Annotated in this window: 14 protein-coding genes; 9 read left to right on the top strand and 5 right to left on the bottom strand. The window is 49.4% G+C overall.

All coding sequences use genetic code 11. The features are described 5' to 3' along the window. Window positions 1-1773, top strand: coding sequence for a dihydrolipoyl dehydrogenase (gene lpdA, locus F463_RS0107840; protein ID WP_026295431.1), 1773 nt, complete (start codon window positions 1-3; stop codon window positions 1771-1773). A 70-nt stretch (window positions 1774-1843) separates the two neighbouring features. On the opposite strand, the gene F463_RS0107835 is transcribed toward lpdA, so the two are convergent. From F463_RS0107835 to F463_RS0107825, 3 genes are read right to left on the bottom strand one after another with little or no spacing between them, the layout of a single operon-like run. Next, window positions 1844-2644 carry an SPOR domain-containing protein gene (locus F463_RS0107835; protein WP_018986518.1) on the bottom strand — a complete coding sequence of 267 codons (801 nt, stop codon included), beginning with the start codon at window positions 2642-2644 and terminating at the stop codon, window positions 1844-1846. Window positions 2645-2657: 13 nt separating this feature from the next. Beyond that, window positions 2658-3428 (bottom strand): type III pantothenate kinase, encoded by a 771-nt coding sequence (locus F463_RS0107830; RefSeq protein WP_018986517.1) that lies wholly within the window; start codon window positions 3426-3428, stop codon window positions 2658-2660. After that, complete coding sequence (locus tag F463_RS0107825; protein ID WP_018986516.1) at window positions 3425-4414, bottom strand: biotin--[acetyl-CoA-carboxylase] ligase; 990 nt, start codon at window positions 4412-4414, stop codon at window positions 3425-3427. Before F463_RS0107825 ends, F463_RS0107830 begins: the two co-directional genes overlap by 4 nt. 167 nt (window positions 4415-4581) lie before the next feature. Here F463_RS0107825 and F463_RS0107820 point away from each other — a divergent pair, with 167 nt between their 5' ends. From F463_RS0107820 to F463_RS0107780, 8 genes are all read left to right on the top strand, one after another. Then, window positions 4582-6363 carry a glutamine--tRNA ligase/YqeY domain fusion protein gene (locus F463_RS0107820; protein WP_018986515.1) on the top strand — a complete coding sequence of 594 codons (1782 nt, stop codon included), beginning with the start codon at window positions 4582-4584 and terminating at the stop codon, window positions 6361-6363. 172 nt (window positions 6364-6535) lie between these two features. Then, complete coding sequence (locus F463_RS0107810) at window positions 6536-7051, top strand: ATPase (protein ID WP_018986514.1); 516 nt, start codon at window positions 6536-6538, stop codon at window positions 7049-7051. Then, the gene (locus tag F463_RS14955; RefSeq protein WP_018986513.1) at window positions 7048-7221 is read left to right on the top strand and encodes a hypothetical protein; all 174 of its coding nucleotides are present in this window, start codon (window positions 7048-7050) and stop codon (window positions 7219-7221) included. Before F463_RS0107810 ends, F463_RS14955 begins: the two co-directional genes overlap by 4 nt. A gap of 69 nt (window positions 7222-7290) precedes the next feature. Next, window positions 7291-8028 carry a hypothetical protein gene (locus F463_RS0107800; protein ID WP_154650032.1) on the top strand — a complete coding sequence of 246 codons (738 nt, stop codon included), beginning with the start codon at window positions 7291-7293 and terminating at the stop codon, window positions 8026-8028. Continuing rightward, window positions 8028-8585 (top strand): flavin reductase family protein, encoded by a 558-nt coding sequence (locus F463_RS0107795; protein ID WP_018986511.1) that lies wholly within the window; start codon window positions 8028-8030, stop codon window positions 8583-8585. The genes F463_RS0107800 and F463_RS0107795 overlap by 1 nt, the downstream gene beginning before the upstream one ends. 339 nt (window positions 8586-8924) lie before the next feature. Beyond that, window positions 8925-11141, top strand: a complete 2217-nt coding sequence (locus tag F463_RS0107790) for an HAD-IIB family hydrolase (protein WP_018986510.1) — start codon at window positions 8925-8927, stop codon at window positions 11139-11141. 3 nt (window positions 11142-11144) lie between these two features. Further along, a complete protein-coding gene (locus tag F463_RS0107785) occupies window positions 11145-13094 on the top strand; it encodes an alpha-amylase family protein (RefSeq protein ID WP_018986509.1) in 1950 nt (649 codons plus the stop codon). A 29-nt stretch (window positions 13095-13123) separates the two neighbouring features. After that, entirely contained in the window at window positions 13124-13993 is an 870-nt protein-coding gene (locus F463_RS0107780) for a mechanosensitive ion channel family protein (protein ID WP_018986508.1), read from the top strand. Between the two features lie 26 nt (window positions 13994-14019). On the opposite strand, the gene F463_RS0107775 is transcribed toward F463_RS0107780, so the two are convergent. Together F463_RS0107775 and glmM are read right to left on the bottom strand one after the other, a co-directional pair. After that, entirely contained in the window at window positions 14020-14520 is a 501-nt protein-coding gene (locus F463_RS0107775; protein WP_018986507.1) for a hypothetical protein, read from the bottom strand. 17 nt (window positions 14521-14537) lie between these two features. Continuing rightward, window positions 14538-15890, bottom strand: a complete 1353-nt coding sequence (glmM, locus tag F463_RS0107770; RefSeq protein WP_018986506.1) for a phosphoglucosamine mutase — start codon at window positions 15888-15890, stop codon at window positions 14538-14540. Between the last annotated feature and the right edge of the window lie 36 nt (window positions 15891-15926).

Below are 15926 nucleotides of genomic sequence, written 5' to 3'. Positions count from 1 at the left end.
ATGAGTCAAATGGTTGAAATAGTGGTGCCGGATATCGGCAATTTTGAGAGTGTAGATGTCATTGAAGTCTTGGTGGCTGTGGGTGATACCATTGCCAAAGAAGACTCCCTGATTACCGTGGAATCTGACAAAGCCTCCATGGATATCCCCTCGTCACATGCTGGCGTGGTTAAAGAACTCAAGGTGGCCGTCGGTGACAAAGTAACCAAAGGCAGCCTGATCTTACTCTTAGAGGGCGCCGAAACAACAGCTGCTCCAGCCAAGCCAGCAGCAGAACCTGCCCAAGCTAGACAACCCGAATCAGCACCAGCCGCCCCAACTCAGGCACCTGCACCAGCCACTGCGACAGGTAACAACGACATCACGTGCCAAGTAATGGTACTGGGCTCAGGTCCAGGTGGCTACACTGCCGCTTTCCGCGCGGCTGACCTCGGCTTAAAAGTAGTACTGGTCGAGCGTTATCCAACCTTGGGCGGCGTGTGTCTCAATGTCGGTTGCATTCCATCCAAGGCTTTATTGCATACAGCCAAGGTGATTACCGAAGCAGAAGAGACCCAACACCACGGCCTGAGCTTTGGCAAACCGAATATCGACCTCGACAAACTGCGCGACTGGAAAGCCAACGATGTGGTTGGTAAATTGACAGGTGGCCTGGCACAAATGGCCAAGGCACGCGGTGTTACCGTCGTCAACGGTGTAGGTAAATTCACCAGCCAGAACCAGATCGCCGTGACTGCATCTGATGGTAAAACCACATTGGTCGGCTTTCAAAACGCCATCATTGCGGCAGGCTCACAGGCCACGAAATTCCCTGGTGCGCCAGAAGACGAGCGCATTATGGATTCTACCGGCGCATTGGCATTGGCAGATATTCCTGGCCGCATGCTGGTCATTGGTGGCGGCATTATTGGCCTGGAAATGGGCACTGTCTATGACGCACTGGGCACCAAAGTCAGCGTCGTCGAATTTATGGACGGTCTGATCCCAGGCGCAGACCGTGACCTGATCCGTCCATTGCAGAAGCGCATGGAAAAACGCTTTGAAAGCATCATGGTATCGACCAAGGTGTCTAAACTGGAAGCCAAATCTGATGGCATTTATGTGGATTTTGAAGGTGCAAACGCCCCAAAAGAAACACAGAAATATGACCGTGTGCTCGTTTCTATTGGCCGCCGTCCAAACGGTAAAAATATTGGTGCGGAAAACGCCGGTGTGATCGTCGATGACCGTGGTTTTATTGCGGTTGATAAACAGATGCGTACCAATGTACCGAATATCTTTGCCATTGGCGATATCGTTGGCCAACCCATGTTGGCACACAAGGCCACGCACGAGGCCAAAGTGGCCGCAGAAGTCATCGCTGGTCACAAAGTAGAATTTGTTGCCAGCGTGATTCCATCTGTTGCCTACACCGACCCTGAAGTGGCCTGGGTAGGCATGACTGAAACCGAAGCAAAAGCCAAAGGCATAGAAATTGAAAAAGCCAGTTTCCCCTGGGCAGCCAGTGGCCGTGCTTTATCCATCGCGCGTACTGAAGGCGCGACCAAGCTGATTTTTGATAAAGACACGCATCGTGTCATTGGGGCTGGTATTGTTGGTGTCAATGCTGGTGAATTACTGGCAGAAGCTGTGCTGGCCATTGAAATGGGCGCTGATGCCCACGATCTGGGTCTCACCATACACGCTCATCCAACCTTATCCGAAACAGTCTGCTTTGCTGCAGAACTTAAGGAAGGCACGATTACGGATATGCTGCCGCCGAAAAAACGCTAAGAGCTCAGTAATATTATCTCTAACAAAAAGCCCGCAATTGCGGGCTTTTTGCTTTAGTAACAGGCTTAATTTACTGGCAAGGAATCTCTTTCAACACTGTATCCGGGAAGCGCGAACGTGACTTCTCCAAACTGGCAAATTGCTGAGCCGACACCTGTTGTAGCTTGATCACCGCCTGTCCCCCGTTGCGCGGCGCTTTAATCAGCAATTTTACACCTTTGTTTTTAAGGTCTGCCATCAGTTTATCCGCCAGTTTTTCATCGCGGAACACACCAAATGAAATCGCATTACGCCATTTAGGGTCATCCTGCACAATAAAGAAATCCTCAACACCCAGTTTGCGCAACTCATCAGCCTTGGCTTGGGCCGCTTCCGGCGTCGCCAATGGTGGTTTGTATATCCAATAGCGGACATTCTCCAGGGCACTGCTAGTCATATTGGTTTGCGTTTTAATATTCAGTTGCTGCGCTGCATTGGCAGCTTCACTGACGCGTGACATATTAAATCCGCTCCATTCATAGCAAGCCGTTTGTACTGGCGCGTGCGTTTCTGCGGGTTTGGCAGGTGTTTTCTCAGGTGTTTTAGGTTCAGGTTGTTTACTTTCCGTCTTAGGCGAATTAGGCGGGCTCGTTACCACGGCAGCTTGGGCGGGTGAAGGCTCTTCCGGCGTTACCGTTGGTTCAGCAGGTGCGGGCGTAGGCGCTATCACCCGCTTTGGGTAAGATTCTAACGCCTTGGCGTCTAACAGTTTGATTTGTTCAGGATGCAATTCCGGCTTCAGGCTACTGACCGCTGGCGATAGCGCATCGCGTTTGAAGTAGGCAAACACAGCCACATTGATCAATAGCAATATCCAGAATAGTCGTTTCATTGCACTGTACTTTTCATTTATCTGAATTCCTGGCCAGGCAGGCCAACCCCTTTAATACCAGATTATCCACAATAATCGCCTGTGCTGACAATGCATGTGACAAATATCTGCGCAACAACTGCGCATCGCCGCCACTGAGTAGCAATAATGGAGGTGTCCCGACCTGTTCTGACAGCCGTGCGTACTGCATGACAATCGGTGCGGTCAGTGCTTTCACACAGCCTAACCACATGGCTTGCTGACTATTAAGCGCAAAATCCTGCCACGCAATCCCTTCAGCATAGCTGTAATCAAGTTGCGCAGCCCCTTGCTGCAAACTTTGCCACATCAGTCGCAAGCCCGGCTGGATGCTGCCACCCAGAAAATCTGCCTCATGATTGTTGACCAGCAAGGCATCTATCGTCATGGCGGTGCCTGCGGTTACCACCAGCGCGGACTGGGTGAATTGCCGCCAGGCTGACAGCAGGCTACACCATCGGTCACTGCCTAATTGTGCCGGGTGGCTGTAATGGTTTTTTAAACCCAGCGCGGAACCTTCTGCCTGAATCACATGCAAAGACTTCACCATGGCTGGCAATCCCCGCAACCAGAGTTCACCGGCTACATTGCTGACCCAAACCTCATCAGCCTCTAATACTGCCTGACGTAACAACTCAGCTTCGCCACCTACGGCAAACCACTGCGCATTTTCCAGCGCATGAACCTGCCACGACGCTTCCTCATCTGCTGACGGACACCAGGCCCATTTGGTCCGGCTATTGCCTGCGTCAATCAATAACTTCATACTGCGCTCCGCACACTGATTTCACCGGCATTAAAGCGCTGTTGACCAGCGGCCGTTTCTACGAGCAGACTACCCTCTTCTGCAACGCCTAGCACTTGCCCTGGCACCACCTGCCCGCTTGCCAGTAACAGGTTGACCGGTTGCTGGTGAAACGCATGATAGGTGGTCCAATCAGACTGAAAATAGGCAAACCCATGTTCTGCAAACTGGTTTAAATGCATGGCAAGCTGGCTCAGGCAACGGCCGAGTAACAGGTTAGGATCCATCGCCTGTCCAAACAACGCATTGAGGCCCATCACAGGCTGGTCAATCTGCTGGCGCATTTCAGTCTCAATTTCCAGGTTCAGTCCTATGCCAATCACCGCCGCACTCGGGCCTTCCATATCGCCTTGCAATTCAATCAAAATACCGCCCAGCTTATGCCACTGCCCCTGGTGCTTAACCAGCAGGTCATTTGGCCATTTGAGTTCCACATCCGTCAAGCCTAAGTCATGCAAGGCGCGCACCAAGGCCAGGCCCACCACCAGGCTCAGGCCAGATAAACCTGCCGCTCCGCATTGAAACCGCCACAGCAGCGAAAACGTCAAACTACCGCCCAGTTGTGACAACCAGGATCGGCCTCGACGGCCACGGCCCGCGGTCTGGATCTGCGCTGCCACACAAGTGCCATGGGCTACACCTCGGGCGCTTTCCTGCATCAGGTAACGGTTGGTCGAATCCACTTGCGCCATCACCTGCACATGAAACCATGGCGCATATTCACCGCACGCCTGCACAATTTCATCAGCGTCCAGCAAGGTCACAGGCTTGGGCAAACGGTAACCGCGCCCGCGCACTGAAAATACTGTGATGCCCAGCGTTTCAACCGATTGCATGGCGTTATAGACCGTGGCGCGCGTCACGCCAAAACGCTGTGCCAGTGCTTCACCGGAGTGAAATTTGCCATCGGCCAACACCGCCAATATCGGGAATGCCAGTTTGTTCATCAAATATGGTTTTAAAGGAAATATGATGCGTGAATCATAGGCCGCAGTGTAGCATATCGGCCTGATAGGCCAGGCCGATAAAAGCCATAAAAGGCGTGCATTAAGCGTTTTGGTCAGGTCGTGAAGCGTGTAAAATAGACCATACTTTAGAAACTTCAAGAATCGCCATGTCGACAGAAAAAGAACCCATCCCCGCTGCCTCCAACTTTATCCGCGCCGTCATTGATAAAGACCTTGCAGAAAACAAATACGCGAACAAAAAATGGGCGGGCAGCCCAGGCGATGCAGCGCACCAGGCCACTGGCCAAGTAGACTTTGCCAAAATCCGCACACGCTTTCCGCCCGAGCCTAATGGCTATTTGCATATCGGCCATGCCAAATCCATCTTTTTAAACTTTGGCTTGGCACGCGATTACGGCGGCGTCTGCCATTTGCGCTTTGACGACACCAACCCGGAAAAAGAAAGCCAGGAATACGTAGACAGCATCTCTGACATGGTGCAATGGCTGGGCTTTGGCTGGGACAACCCCACACCCAATGGCGGCAAAGAAAATAACCTTTATTTTGCCTCCGATTATTTTGACGTGATGTATCAGGCGGCGGAAGCACTGATTCAACATGGTCACGCCTATGTCGACGAACAAACGGCCGAAGAGGTGCGTATCAACCGTGGCACGCTGACTGAACCAGGCAAGGATTCGCCTTATCGCAACCGCAGCATAGAAGATAACCTGCGTATTTTCCGTGAAATGCGCGATGGCAAACACCCTGATGGCAGTATGTTATTACGCGCCAAAATCGACATGGCCTCGCCTAACATCAATATGCGCGACCCGGCCATTTACCGTATCCGCCGCGCACATCACCACAATACCGGTGACCAATGGTGCATCTACCCGATGTACACCTTCGCCCACCCAATTGAAGACGCACTGGAGCAAATCACACACTCCATCTGTACGCTAGAGTTTGAAGACCAACGTCCATTTTATGACTGGCTGATGGCACGCCTGGTAGAAGCGGGCTTGCTGGCCAATCCGGTGCCCAACCAATATGAATTTGCACGCCTGAACCTGACGTATGTCGTGCTCTCCAAACGCAAGCTGATTCAACTGGTTGAAGAAAAACACGTCAATGGCTGGGATGACCCTCGCCTGCCAACGCTGGCCGGTGCCCGCCGCCGTGGCTATACGCCAGAAGGCTTCAAGCTGTTTACAGACCGCATCGGCGTTTCCAAGGCAGATTCATGGATTGATTACAGCATCCTCGAAGACTGCATGCGCGAAGTGCTCAACGAATCCGCACCCCGTAAAATTGGCGTGCTTGACCCGATCAAACTGGTGATTGATAACTACCCTGAAGGTCAGGAAGAAGACTGCTACGCCCCTAACCACCCGCAAAAACCCGAGCTTGGCAAACGCGTGGTCAAACTCTCCAAAGAGCTGTGGATTGAGCGCGAAGACTTTATGGAAGAGCCCTCTAAAGGCTACTTCCGCCTATTCCCAGGCAACATGGTGCGTTTGCGCTATGGCTACGTGGTCAAATGCATCGGCTGTGAAAAGGATGCGGCTGGCAACGTGACTACCGTGCATTGTGAATACCTGCCAGACACAAAATCCGGCACACCGGGTGCCGATAGCGTCAAGGTCAAAGGCAATATCCACTGGGTCAGTGCCAACCACGCTTACACTACTGAAATCCGCCTGTACGATAGACTGTTTAAAGACCCGCATCCAGGTAGCGGTGATAAAGACTTTTTAGAGGACATCAACCCGGATTCCGTCAAAGTCATCACCGCACAGTTGGAACAAAGCGCGCAAGAAGCACAACCTGGTGATAGCTACCAGTTCGAGCGCCATGGCTATTTTGTTGCAGACCGTAAAGACAGTGTGGCTGGTAAGCCGGTGTTTAATAGAACGGTGACATTGAAGGATACGTGGCAAAAATAATGGATACGAGCCACGCCGATCATTCATCTTTCACTGCTAATCGGGAACTAAGCTTGAATGAGCAAGCGTGGCTAAATGTTGCTAATCAACGTCTGGACGACATCCTTTCCAAAAAGGTAAAAACCATCCCAGCATAAGTCGTTTTTGAAAGAATTGATCAACTTGTAGACCAATGAAAAAAGTCATCATTATTGCAGGTCCAAACGGCGCTGGTAAAACCACCTTTGCCCGTGAATACTTGCCTAATGAGGCCAATTGTCCAATCTTTATCAATGCCGACCTAATTGCTGCCGGGTTGGCACCCTTCTCTCCTGAAACGGCTGCGGTAAAAGCGGCAAGACTCATGCTGAAAGAAATTGAGTCTAATGTGAAAGCTGGCAACAGTTTTGCGATTGAGACAACACTTTCAGGCAAAACCTATGCAAAAGATATTCTTGCATGGAAAAAACTTGGCTATCACATCACACTAACTTTCCTTAGCCTGCCTGACCCAGAAATGGCGATAGCCAGGGTTAAAGCAAGGGTTGCCACTGGCGGACACAATATCTCAGAGGCAACCATCAGGCGGAGATTCAAAGCAGGTTTAGAAAACTTTCATCAGCTTTACAGCGCTCTAGCAAATTCATGGTCTTTGTATGACAATTCAGGCAATGAACCAAAACTAATCTCACGAGGCGTAAATCCATGACTGAAAAAGAAAAGTTGATAGAGAAAGAGTTTGAGGGCATTGATCAAGCACTACGTCGCGCAGCTAAAGCTGCAAAAAAACTGGCAGAACAAACTGGTACACCTTATGTAGTTTCACTAGACACTGGTAGAAATAAGTTTGAGCAAAATATTATTACTAGTAAAAAATAATTTGCTCCTGACTCTGAATTAGTGCGCCCAAACAAGCACTTACAAATCAACTTATTTGGCATAAATAAATTGAACAATATTCTCAAAATTGGCACAAGCTTTCTACTTGGTGTTGGAGCTGGCCTTATGATACGAAATAAAGATTGGCATAACTTTATTACTTCGTATATACCTGCTTTGGCAACATTAGTTGCTGCCTATTACGGCGCTAAATTTGCATTTGAATTTCAGAATCAGAAAGAATTAGAAATTGAGAAAAAAAATAATTTAATTGCCATTAATAAAGCAATTTTTACTTTATCTAGGATGGCAAATGATTTATTCGTATATCAAAGAGATTACATTAATCTTGTACGAGATGAAAAAGAAGCCTTCTTAAAATTAAGGCCAACAAGCCAATATGATAAAGAACTCTTTAAACTTGATATTGAGAGTCTAAGCTTTCTTCTGAATACTGACTTTAGAAATCTCTTGAGTGAAATAGCAATTGAAGGTGAACGTTACATTGCTGCAATTGAAGCTATTAATTTGAGATCTAACATACACTTAAATGAAATTCAGCCAAAACTAGAAAACGCGGGCTTTAAAAATGGACTTTCGATAACAATCAGTGATGCAGATTTAGAGCTTATCTTGGGTAACCGCCTTTTGTCGATGCTTAAAGAAACGACTGAGCAAGTAATTACTCATGTCGATAGCACGATTGAAAGTCTAAAATTGGTCGCTGACAGACTCAAAGATAGTATGAAGACTATTTATCCTGATCAAAAAATAATCACCTTTAATTTACCTAAGAGCTCAAAATAATGCTCCATAGTGTCAACCCCTCAACTGCCTATCGTTTACTCAACCACGGTCCCACAACTTTAATAACCTCTTATCACGCTGGTCAGCGTAATATCATGGCCGCCGCCTGGGTCTGCGCTTTAGACTTCAATCCACCCAAGGTCACTGTCGTCATTGATAGCAAAACCTTCACCCGCGAACTGATGGAAGCCGAAGGCACATTTGCCATCAACCTACCCTGTGTCAAACAAATTGAAATGGTGAAAAAAGTTGGAGGTATTAGCGGTCGTGATTTGCCGGGCACAGACAAATTTGTTGAATACGGCATTGGGACCTTTGCCGCACAGGAGATCAGCCCGCCGCTAGTGAAAGATTGCGTGGCGTGGCTGGAGTGCAAAATTATCCCCGAGCCGCATAACCAGAACACTTACGATTTATTTATTGCTGAGGTGGTCGCGGCGCAGGCCGATCAGCGTGTGTTTAGTGATAGTAGGTGGCATTTTGAAGGCCATGATGAGTTGCGTACCATTCACCATGTTGCCGGAGGCGTGTTCTACGCCACCGGTCAACAATGCTAATTTCCTATCCTCTATTTTTCTCTATAAAGCCCCTCGAATCAGCGTGGGGCTTTTTATTTTCAGACAATTCCTACACTGCAAAACTAAACTTATGCCTTGGCTGAATGTCAGGTTTATTGGGTTCTAAAGAATTTTGTAAGTTAGCGGCATTGAGACCTGGAATTGAATCCTGTCATGACAAGCCTTCCATCGTGAAAGCTGACACTGGCGTTGATGCCTCAGAATAAATCAAACAATGTTGCATCACGTTGTCTTCATTGTCGCGACCTGCGGCTAGCATTTGGCAATCGGCATACCGCTCGGTTGCCCTCACGGTTCTCATTGGTGGTAAGGGTAAACATGCGTACACAACATCAACAAAAAAATGACCAGCTCTATGTGTTGCTGATCAGCGTTCACGGTTTAATCAGGGGCGAGCAGCTTGAACTTGGCGTCGACGCTGATACTGGCGGGCAATGCACCTATGTGCTGGACTTGGCGAGGGCATTGGCTGAGCACCCGCAAGTGGGTAAAGTCGAATTAATGACGCGCTTGATTGAAGATCCCAATATCTCGCCTGATTACTCCCTGCCTCAAGAGCAGCTCAGTGAAAAAGCCCGGATTATCCGCTTCCCGTGTGGCCCCAAGCGTTATATGCGAAAGGAAACCCTGTGGCCGCATCTGGACCAGATGGTAGACCGCTGCCTGCATTATTTGCGCCAGCAAGGCCGTTTGCCGGACGTGATTCACTCCCATTATGCCGACGCAGGATACGTGGGCCGTCAGTTGTCCATGTTATTGGGTATTCCGCTGATTCATACCGGGCATTCGCTGGGTAAGCCCAAGCAGGAACGTTTGCTTTCAAGTGGCCGTAAAGCCGCAAATATTGAAAAACAGTTTAACTTTGAGCGGCGGATTGCCGAGGAAGAAGCGCTGATTCAACATGCTTCCATGATCGTCACCAGTACGCGGCAAGAAGTGGAATTGCAATATGGCATGTATTCGCAGCCAGACCTCAAGCGTTTCCGCGTGATTCCACCTGGTACAGATACTTCACGTTTTTCACCGCCTGGCAGGCGCCCCATTTCCGACACGGTTGAACACAGCATCAACCGTTTTTTAGAAAACCCCAAAAAACCGATGATTTTGTGTATCTGCCGTCCGGAAGTACGTAAAAACATCAAAGGCCTGGTCGCTGCCTACGCCAATAACCAAGCACTGCAAAAACGTGCCAATCTGGTGCTGGTAGCAGGTAGCCGCGAGAATATCCGCGAACTGGAAAAATCGCAGGCGGCTGTGCTCAATGACTTGCTGCTTGATATTGACAGTTATGACCTCTGGGGCAAGGTGGCGATTCCTAAAAACCATGCCCAGGAAGACGTGCCCGAAATGTACCGCATGGCAGCAAAAAGCCGCGGTATTTTTATCAATGCCGCCTTTACCGAACCGTTTGGATTAACCTTGCTGGAAGCTGGTGCTTGCGGTCTGCCTGTCATTGCACCGGATGATGGTGGTCCACGGGATATTTTAACCAATTGCCATCACGGCTTGCTAGTCGACACCCTAAGTAGTGAAGCAATTGGGGAGGCATTACTCTCTGCATTGACGGATAAAGCCCGCTGGCGCAAATGGGCTAAGAATGGCGTGTTAAACGTCAAGCGTCACTACACGTGGGAGGGTCACGTGAGTAAATACCTAAAAGAGGTAAATGCATTATTGCGCAAGCAGCGTAAAAACTTGCGTAAGCAACAGATTGCCCTGCATAGCGGTAAGTCTACGATTCCTCTGGCACAGCATGCTTTTATCACCGATATTGATAATACCCTGCTCGGCAACCGTGCTGGACACGAAGCCTTGGTTGAGTGGCTAATTGCCAACGGCAGTTATACCGTTTTTGGTATCGCCACCGGGCGCCCGCTCGAAAGCGCGATTGATATCTTGCGTAAAAACCGCATCCCAATTCCCGATGTGTTGATCACTTCGGTCGGCTCCGAAATTCATTATGGCATACGTCAGATTCCGGATATTGGCTGGGCTAACCATATCCGCCACTTATGGCGGCGTGACGATGTGTTGAAGGCCATGCAGGAAGTCCCCGGCATACGCTTGCAGGCACCTGAAAACCAGCGCGAATTCAAGATTTCTTATGTGGTAGACCCAAAAAAAATGCCGGGAGCGGACAAAATCAGCCAGCATTTACGCGGTCATGGTTTGCATGCGCAGGTGATTTACTCTCATGGCGAGTTTCTAGATATTTTGCCGATACGTGCTTCCAAAGGTCACGCTATCCGTTACCTCTCCTATAAATGGGGGTTGCCATTAACCAATTTCCTGGTTTCTGGTGATTCCGGCAATGATATTGAAATGCTCATCGGCGACACCATGGCGGTGGTAGTAGGTAACTACAGTGAAGACCTCTCTCACCTCAAGGGCATCCCCGGTATTTATTTTGCCGAAGCCACTCATGCAAACGGCATCCTGGAGGGCATGCAGCATTACAAATTTGGTAAGCCTATCAGCAAGGATCATGGTGGAACCCCGGACCACAAAAGTGAAACAGTTGTTGAAGGAGCCTAAGACATGTATGAGCAAATCTCACATTCTTTGTTGAATGACATCCTGACCCAATTCAAACAACCCAAAGGCGAAGATTGGCAACATTTTTATACCCGGCTGGGGGCTAATTTCTATGCCATCCACTCGCTGTTTCAGCACTTATACGGACAACGCGCTGACTTTAAAGAACAGCTTGGCAAGCTGGTGAATGTGCTGGCGCAGCAATATGCGCAACGCGCTCCCCATTTAAGAGCCAAGGACCTGGAGCGGGAAAAAAACCATGACTGGTTCATGCAGCAAAAATGGGTGGGGATGGCGTTGTATTGTCAGGGCTTTGCCGGCAACCTGGCCAGTATGCGTGAACGCCTGCCATACCTGCAGGAGCTGGGCATCAACCTGGTGCATATTATGCCGCTCTGCGATTGCCCGGAACTACAGAACGATGGCGGTTATGCCGTGCGCGACTTCAGGAAAGTAGATGCACGTAATGGCACCATGGAAGATCTGGAACAGTTGATTGCGGCCATGCAACAGAGTGATATGTTGCTGACGCTGGATGTGGTCGTCAACCACACCTCGGATGAGCATGAGTGGGCCCTTAAAGCCAAGCAAGGTGACCAGCAGTACCAAGATTACTATTATATGTACCCTGACCGGACCCTGCCAGATATGTTCGAGGCTGCTATGCCTGAGGTTTTTCCCGAACAGGCACCCGGAAGCTTCACGTTAAACCCCGACACTGGCAAATGGGTGATGACAGTGTTCAACCATTATCAATGGGACTTGAATTACAGCAACCCGGCGGTATTCATCGAAATGGTGGATATTGTCCTGTTCTGGGCCAATAAGGGCGTGGATATCCTGCGGCTGGATGCGGTTGCCTTTTTATGGAAAAAAATAGGCAGCAGTTGCCAGAATGAACGGGAAGCCCACCTGATTCTGCAACTGTTGAAAGATTGCTGCCAGGTGACTGCACCAGGCGTCATCTTTATCGCAGAAGCCATTGTGGCCCCTACCGAAATCATCAAATATTTTGGGGAAGATGCGATTAATGCCAAGGAATGCGAAATCGCCTACAACGCTACCTTCATGGCCCTGCTCTGGGATGCAGTGGCGACCAAACAGACGGTGCTACTGACCAAAGGTGTGGAAGATTTGCCGGAAAAACTGGACCGCGCCACCTGGTTGAACTATGTGCGTTGCCATGACGATATCGGCTTAGGCTTTAGCGACAAAGCCATTATTGAGGCGGGTTTTGATCCAGTCTCACACCGTCGCTTCCTGGTGGACTATTACACGGGACGCTATCCTGAATCCAATGCCAGGGGCTTCGCTTTTGGCGTCAACAAGAAAACAGGGGATGCCAGAATTTCTGGTGCGCTCGCATCCCTGGCCGGCCTGGAAACTGCGCTTGACTATCAGGATCAGTCAGCCATTGAAAATGCGATGATGACCATCATCCTGCTGCATAACTTGATCATGTCATTTGGCGGCATTCCATTGATTTACTATGGCGATGCAGTAGGCACACTGAACAATGACAGTTATTTGCAAGATGAAAACAAAATGCATGATAACCGCTGGGTGCACAGGCCCACGCTGGATTGGGAAGTGATGGCGCTCAGGAATGAGCCCGGCACCATTCAACAACGCCTGTTCAGCCAGATCAAGCAATTGATCGCCATCCGCAAGGAGATTTCTGCGTTTGCGGATTTAAATAACCGCGAATTGATTACACTGGAAAACCCACATTTGTTTGCCTTCCACCGTTTTGTACAAACCGGCATGCATTCCAAAGTGGTGGTGGTCGCCAATTTTGATACCTCACCACAATCCGTCCCTTTACAATCGTTCCGGCAAAAAGGCCTGTTTAAAGGCGCTGTACTGACAGAGTTATATAGCGGTCAGCAAATCATCCCAGAATCAGACTTCCTGACCATCCCTAAACTCACGGCCTACTGGCTATCTACCTAACCACTCATTTGAAAGGAATATTAAACACAATGTCTTGGTTTACTTATTTAGGCATCGAAAATCCAGCGGAAATGTTGGCACTGATCAAAACCCTGTTACGCATTTTCCTCATTATAGGGGTTGCCTACTTTCTCAATCGCCTGAGCAAAAAACTCATTGTTAAATTACGGGATAAGTTGAATGCCAGACAAGTGGACAACCTCGAAGAAATCAAACGCCTGAATACACTGAGCATGGTGCTGCGCTATATTGTCACTACGGTGATCCTGGCCATTACCGTGGTAGAAATCCTGCATGAGCTGGGCATTTCGATTGCCCCGGTACTGGCAGCAGCCGGTGTCGTAGGTTTGGCTATCGGCTTCGGTGCACAAAGCCTGGTCAAGGATTACTTCAACGGATTCTTTTTATTGCTGGAAAACCAGATTCGCAAGGATGATGTGGTAGAGATTGCTGGCAAAGCCGGGCTGGTCGAAGAAATTACCTTACGGTATATCAAAATGCGCGATTACGAGGGCAATGTCCATTATGTACCTAATGGCCAGATTACGACAGTCACCAACCGCTCACGCGATTTTGCTTATGCGGTGATGGATATTCGCGTAGGCTATGATGAAAATATCGCCAAGGTCATGCAGATCATGCATGAAGTGGGGGCTGCTATTGTGCAAGATGAGGCATTGCAAAATAAGGTGCTCGACAAGCTGGAAATTGCCGGCGTCGATAACCTGGCAGAATCTGCTGTCATTATCCGTTGCCGTATCAAAGTCCGACCACTGGAACAATGGACGATTAAGCGTGAATACCTCAAACGTATTAAAAACGCATTTGATGCCCAACAGATTGAGATTCCTTTCCCTCACCTCACCGTTTATCAAGGTCAGGGGCAACTGGCTGCTTAATGAAAACGGGCGATAATCCCGTTTTTTTATAACTGACGTAATGCTTTTCGCCTTTGCCTGTCACGATAAGCCAGCAGGATAATGATGCCTGCAACATTTGGAAACCAGATATACCAGTGCGACCATGGGATGCCGTCCATCCTGAAATCTGAAACCGGCCAGAACATGGGCGTTGGAAAGTATTCCAGGCTATGGAAAGGAAAGTCCAGCGTAATATGGAATGGCCAAGCCAGCATGGCAAAGGCAATCTCTTTGCGCCAGATAGCTACCAGGCCAATCACGGTGAATGCAACCACAAAACTGTGTCCAACGTTATAGGCCGGGTAAATCCAGGCAGGCAAGGTTGCCAGCGCTGGTTTTCCCCACGTATAGCTGCCATCAATCACACGCATGAAAAAAAGCGCACCAAAGGAAATCAGGTCAGGCATGGCACCCATCAGCGCCGCAAACTTTGGATAAGCTAATCGGGGAGACTTACGGAATCCAAACAGGCCGTAACCCCACAACGCGTGGCTAAAGGTGTCCATACTAGCTCCTGGAAGATTTAGGCAGCCAGCTGGCGGATCACGTCTGCCAATTGCTCCGCCTGTGTTTGTACCAAGGTTGGATTGAGACCTTCGACCATGACCCTGATTTTAGGCTCGGTGCCAGAAGCACGTAACAGCACACGGCCTTCGCCATTAAGTGCCTGCTCGGCTTGCTGCACAGCGTTCTGCACGGCATCCTGGTTTAAATCCAGTTTTTGTTTGGTGGTCACGTTGATCAGCACTTGCGGGTACAGGGTCAAATCGGCCCCTAACTGTTGCAAGGTTTTCCTGCTCTCACGCAAGGATTGTAGCACTTGCAAGGCAGCAATAATGGCATCGCCACTGGTGTGTTTGTCCAGGGTGAGGATATGGCCGGAGTTCTCGCCACCCAATTTCCAGTTTTTATCCTGGAGCAGTTCAAGGACGTAACGGTCACCTACTTTCGCCCGTGCAAACGGGATCTGGTGTTTCTGCAAGGCGTGCTCCAGGGCCAGATTGGTCATCAGGGTGCCTGCAACGCCGCCTTTTAGCTTACCTTTGGCATACAGGCCCATGGCGATGATATACAGCAACTGGTCGCCATCCAGCAAGTTGCCTGTACCATCGACCATCATGACGCGGTCACCGTCGCCATCAAAAGCAATACCAAGATCTGCCTGATGCTCGACCACGGCTTTTTGCAGGGCCTGCGGATGGGTGGAACCTACATTTTCGTTGATATTTAGGCCATCCGGATGGTTACCGATGGCAATCACCTCTGCACCTAATTCATGAAACACATCGGGCGCAACGTGGTAAGTCGCACCATGGGCGCAATCGAGCACAATTTTAAGGCCGCGCAGATCCAGGTGGTTAGGGAAAGTGCTTTTACAGAATTCGACATAACGGCCTGCCGCGTCGTCTACACGCTTAGCCTTGCCTAACTCTGCAGACTCCATGACCTGCATAGGCTTGCCTAGCTCGGCTTCAATCGCATGCTCAATGTCATCAGGCAATTTAGTACCTTGTGCTGAAAAAAACTTGATGCCATTATCATAATAAGGGTTATGCGAAGCTGAGATGACGATGCCGGCCTGCGCACGCAAGGCGCGTGTCAAATAGGCAACGGCGGGCGTTGGCATAGGACCCGTCAGCAACACATCCACACCTGCTGCTGACAAGCCAGCCTCCAGCGAAGCTTCCAGCATATAACCTGAAATACGGGTATCTTTCCCTATGAGTACCGTTGGCCTTTTACCTGCAGGTAAATGCTCGTGATTAGCTAATACGCGTCCGGCAGCATAACCCAGCTTCATGACAAACTCCGGGGTAATGACAGATTCGCCGACACGGCCGCGAATGCCATCGGTGCCAAAATACTGTTTACTCATCGCTCTTATCCTTTACAATTTTTCTTGCTCTAATTT

This window comes from Methylophilus methylotrophus DSM 46235 = ATCC 53528 (genome assembly GCF_000378225.1).
Taxonomy (GTDB): Bacteria; Pseudomonadota; Gammaproteobacteria; order Burkholderiales; family Methylophilaceae; genus Methylophilus; species Methylophilus methylotrophus.
This window is presented reverse-complemented; position numbering and strand designations above follow the sequence as displayed.

Excerpts from the sequence above, each read along its gene's own strand:
- F463_RS14955 (WP_018986513.1), top strand. The coding sequence starts at position 7,048 with ATGACTGAAAAAGAAAAGTTGATAGAGAAAGAGTTTGAGGGCATTGAT.
- F463_RS0107775 (WP_018986507.1), bottom strand. The coding sequence starts at position 14,520 with ATGGACACCTTTAGCCACGCGTTGTGGGGTTACGGCCTGTTTGGATTC.
- F463_RS0107780 (WP_018986508.1), top strand. The coding sequence starts at position 13,124 with ATGTCTTGGTTTACTTATTTAGGCATCGAAAATCCAGCGGAAATGTTG.
- F463_RS0107810 (WP_018986514.1), top strand. The coding sequence starts at position 6,536 with ATGAAAAAAGTCATCATTATTGCAGGTCCAAACGGCGCTGGTAAAACC.
- F463_RS0107835 (WP_018986518.1), bottom strand. The coding sequence starts at position 2,644 with ATGAAACGACTATTCTGGATATTGCTATTGATCAATGTGGCTGTGTTT.
- F463_RS0107795 (WP_018986511.1), top strand. The coding sequence starts at position 8,028 with ATGCTCCATAGTGTCAACCCCTCAACTGCCTATCGTTTACTCAACCAC.
- lpdA (WP_026295431.1), top strand. The coding sequence starts at position 1 with ATGAGTCAAATGGTTGAAATAGTGGTGCCGGATATCGGCAATTTTGAG.
- glmM (WP_018986506.1), bottom strand. The coding sequence starts at position 15,890 with ATGAGTAAACAGTATTTTGGCACCGATGGCATTCGCGGCCGTGTCGGC.
- F463_RS0107825 (WP_018986516.1), bottom strand. The coding sequence starts at position 4,414 with ATGAACAAACTGGCATTCCCGATATTGGCGGTGTTGGCCGATGGCAAA.
- F463_RS0107830 (WP_018986517.1), bottom strand. The coding sequence starts at position 3,428 with ATGAAGTTATTGATTGACGCAGGCAATAGCCGGACCAAATGGGCCTGG.
- F463_RS0107790 (WP_018986510.1), top strand. The coding sequence starts at position 8,925 with ATGCGTACACAACATCAACAAAAAAATGACCAGCTCTATGTGTTGCTG.
- F463_RS0107820 (WP_018986515.1), top strand. The coding sequence starts at position 4,582 with ATGTCGACAGAAAAAGAACCCATCCCCGCTGCCTCCAACTTTATCCGC.
- F463_RS0107785 (WP_018986509.1), top strand. The coding sequence starts at position 11,145 with ATGTATGAGCAAATCTCACATTCTTTGTTGAATGACATCCTGACCCAA.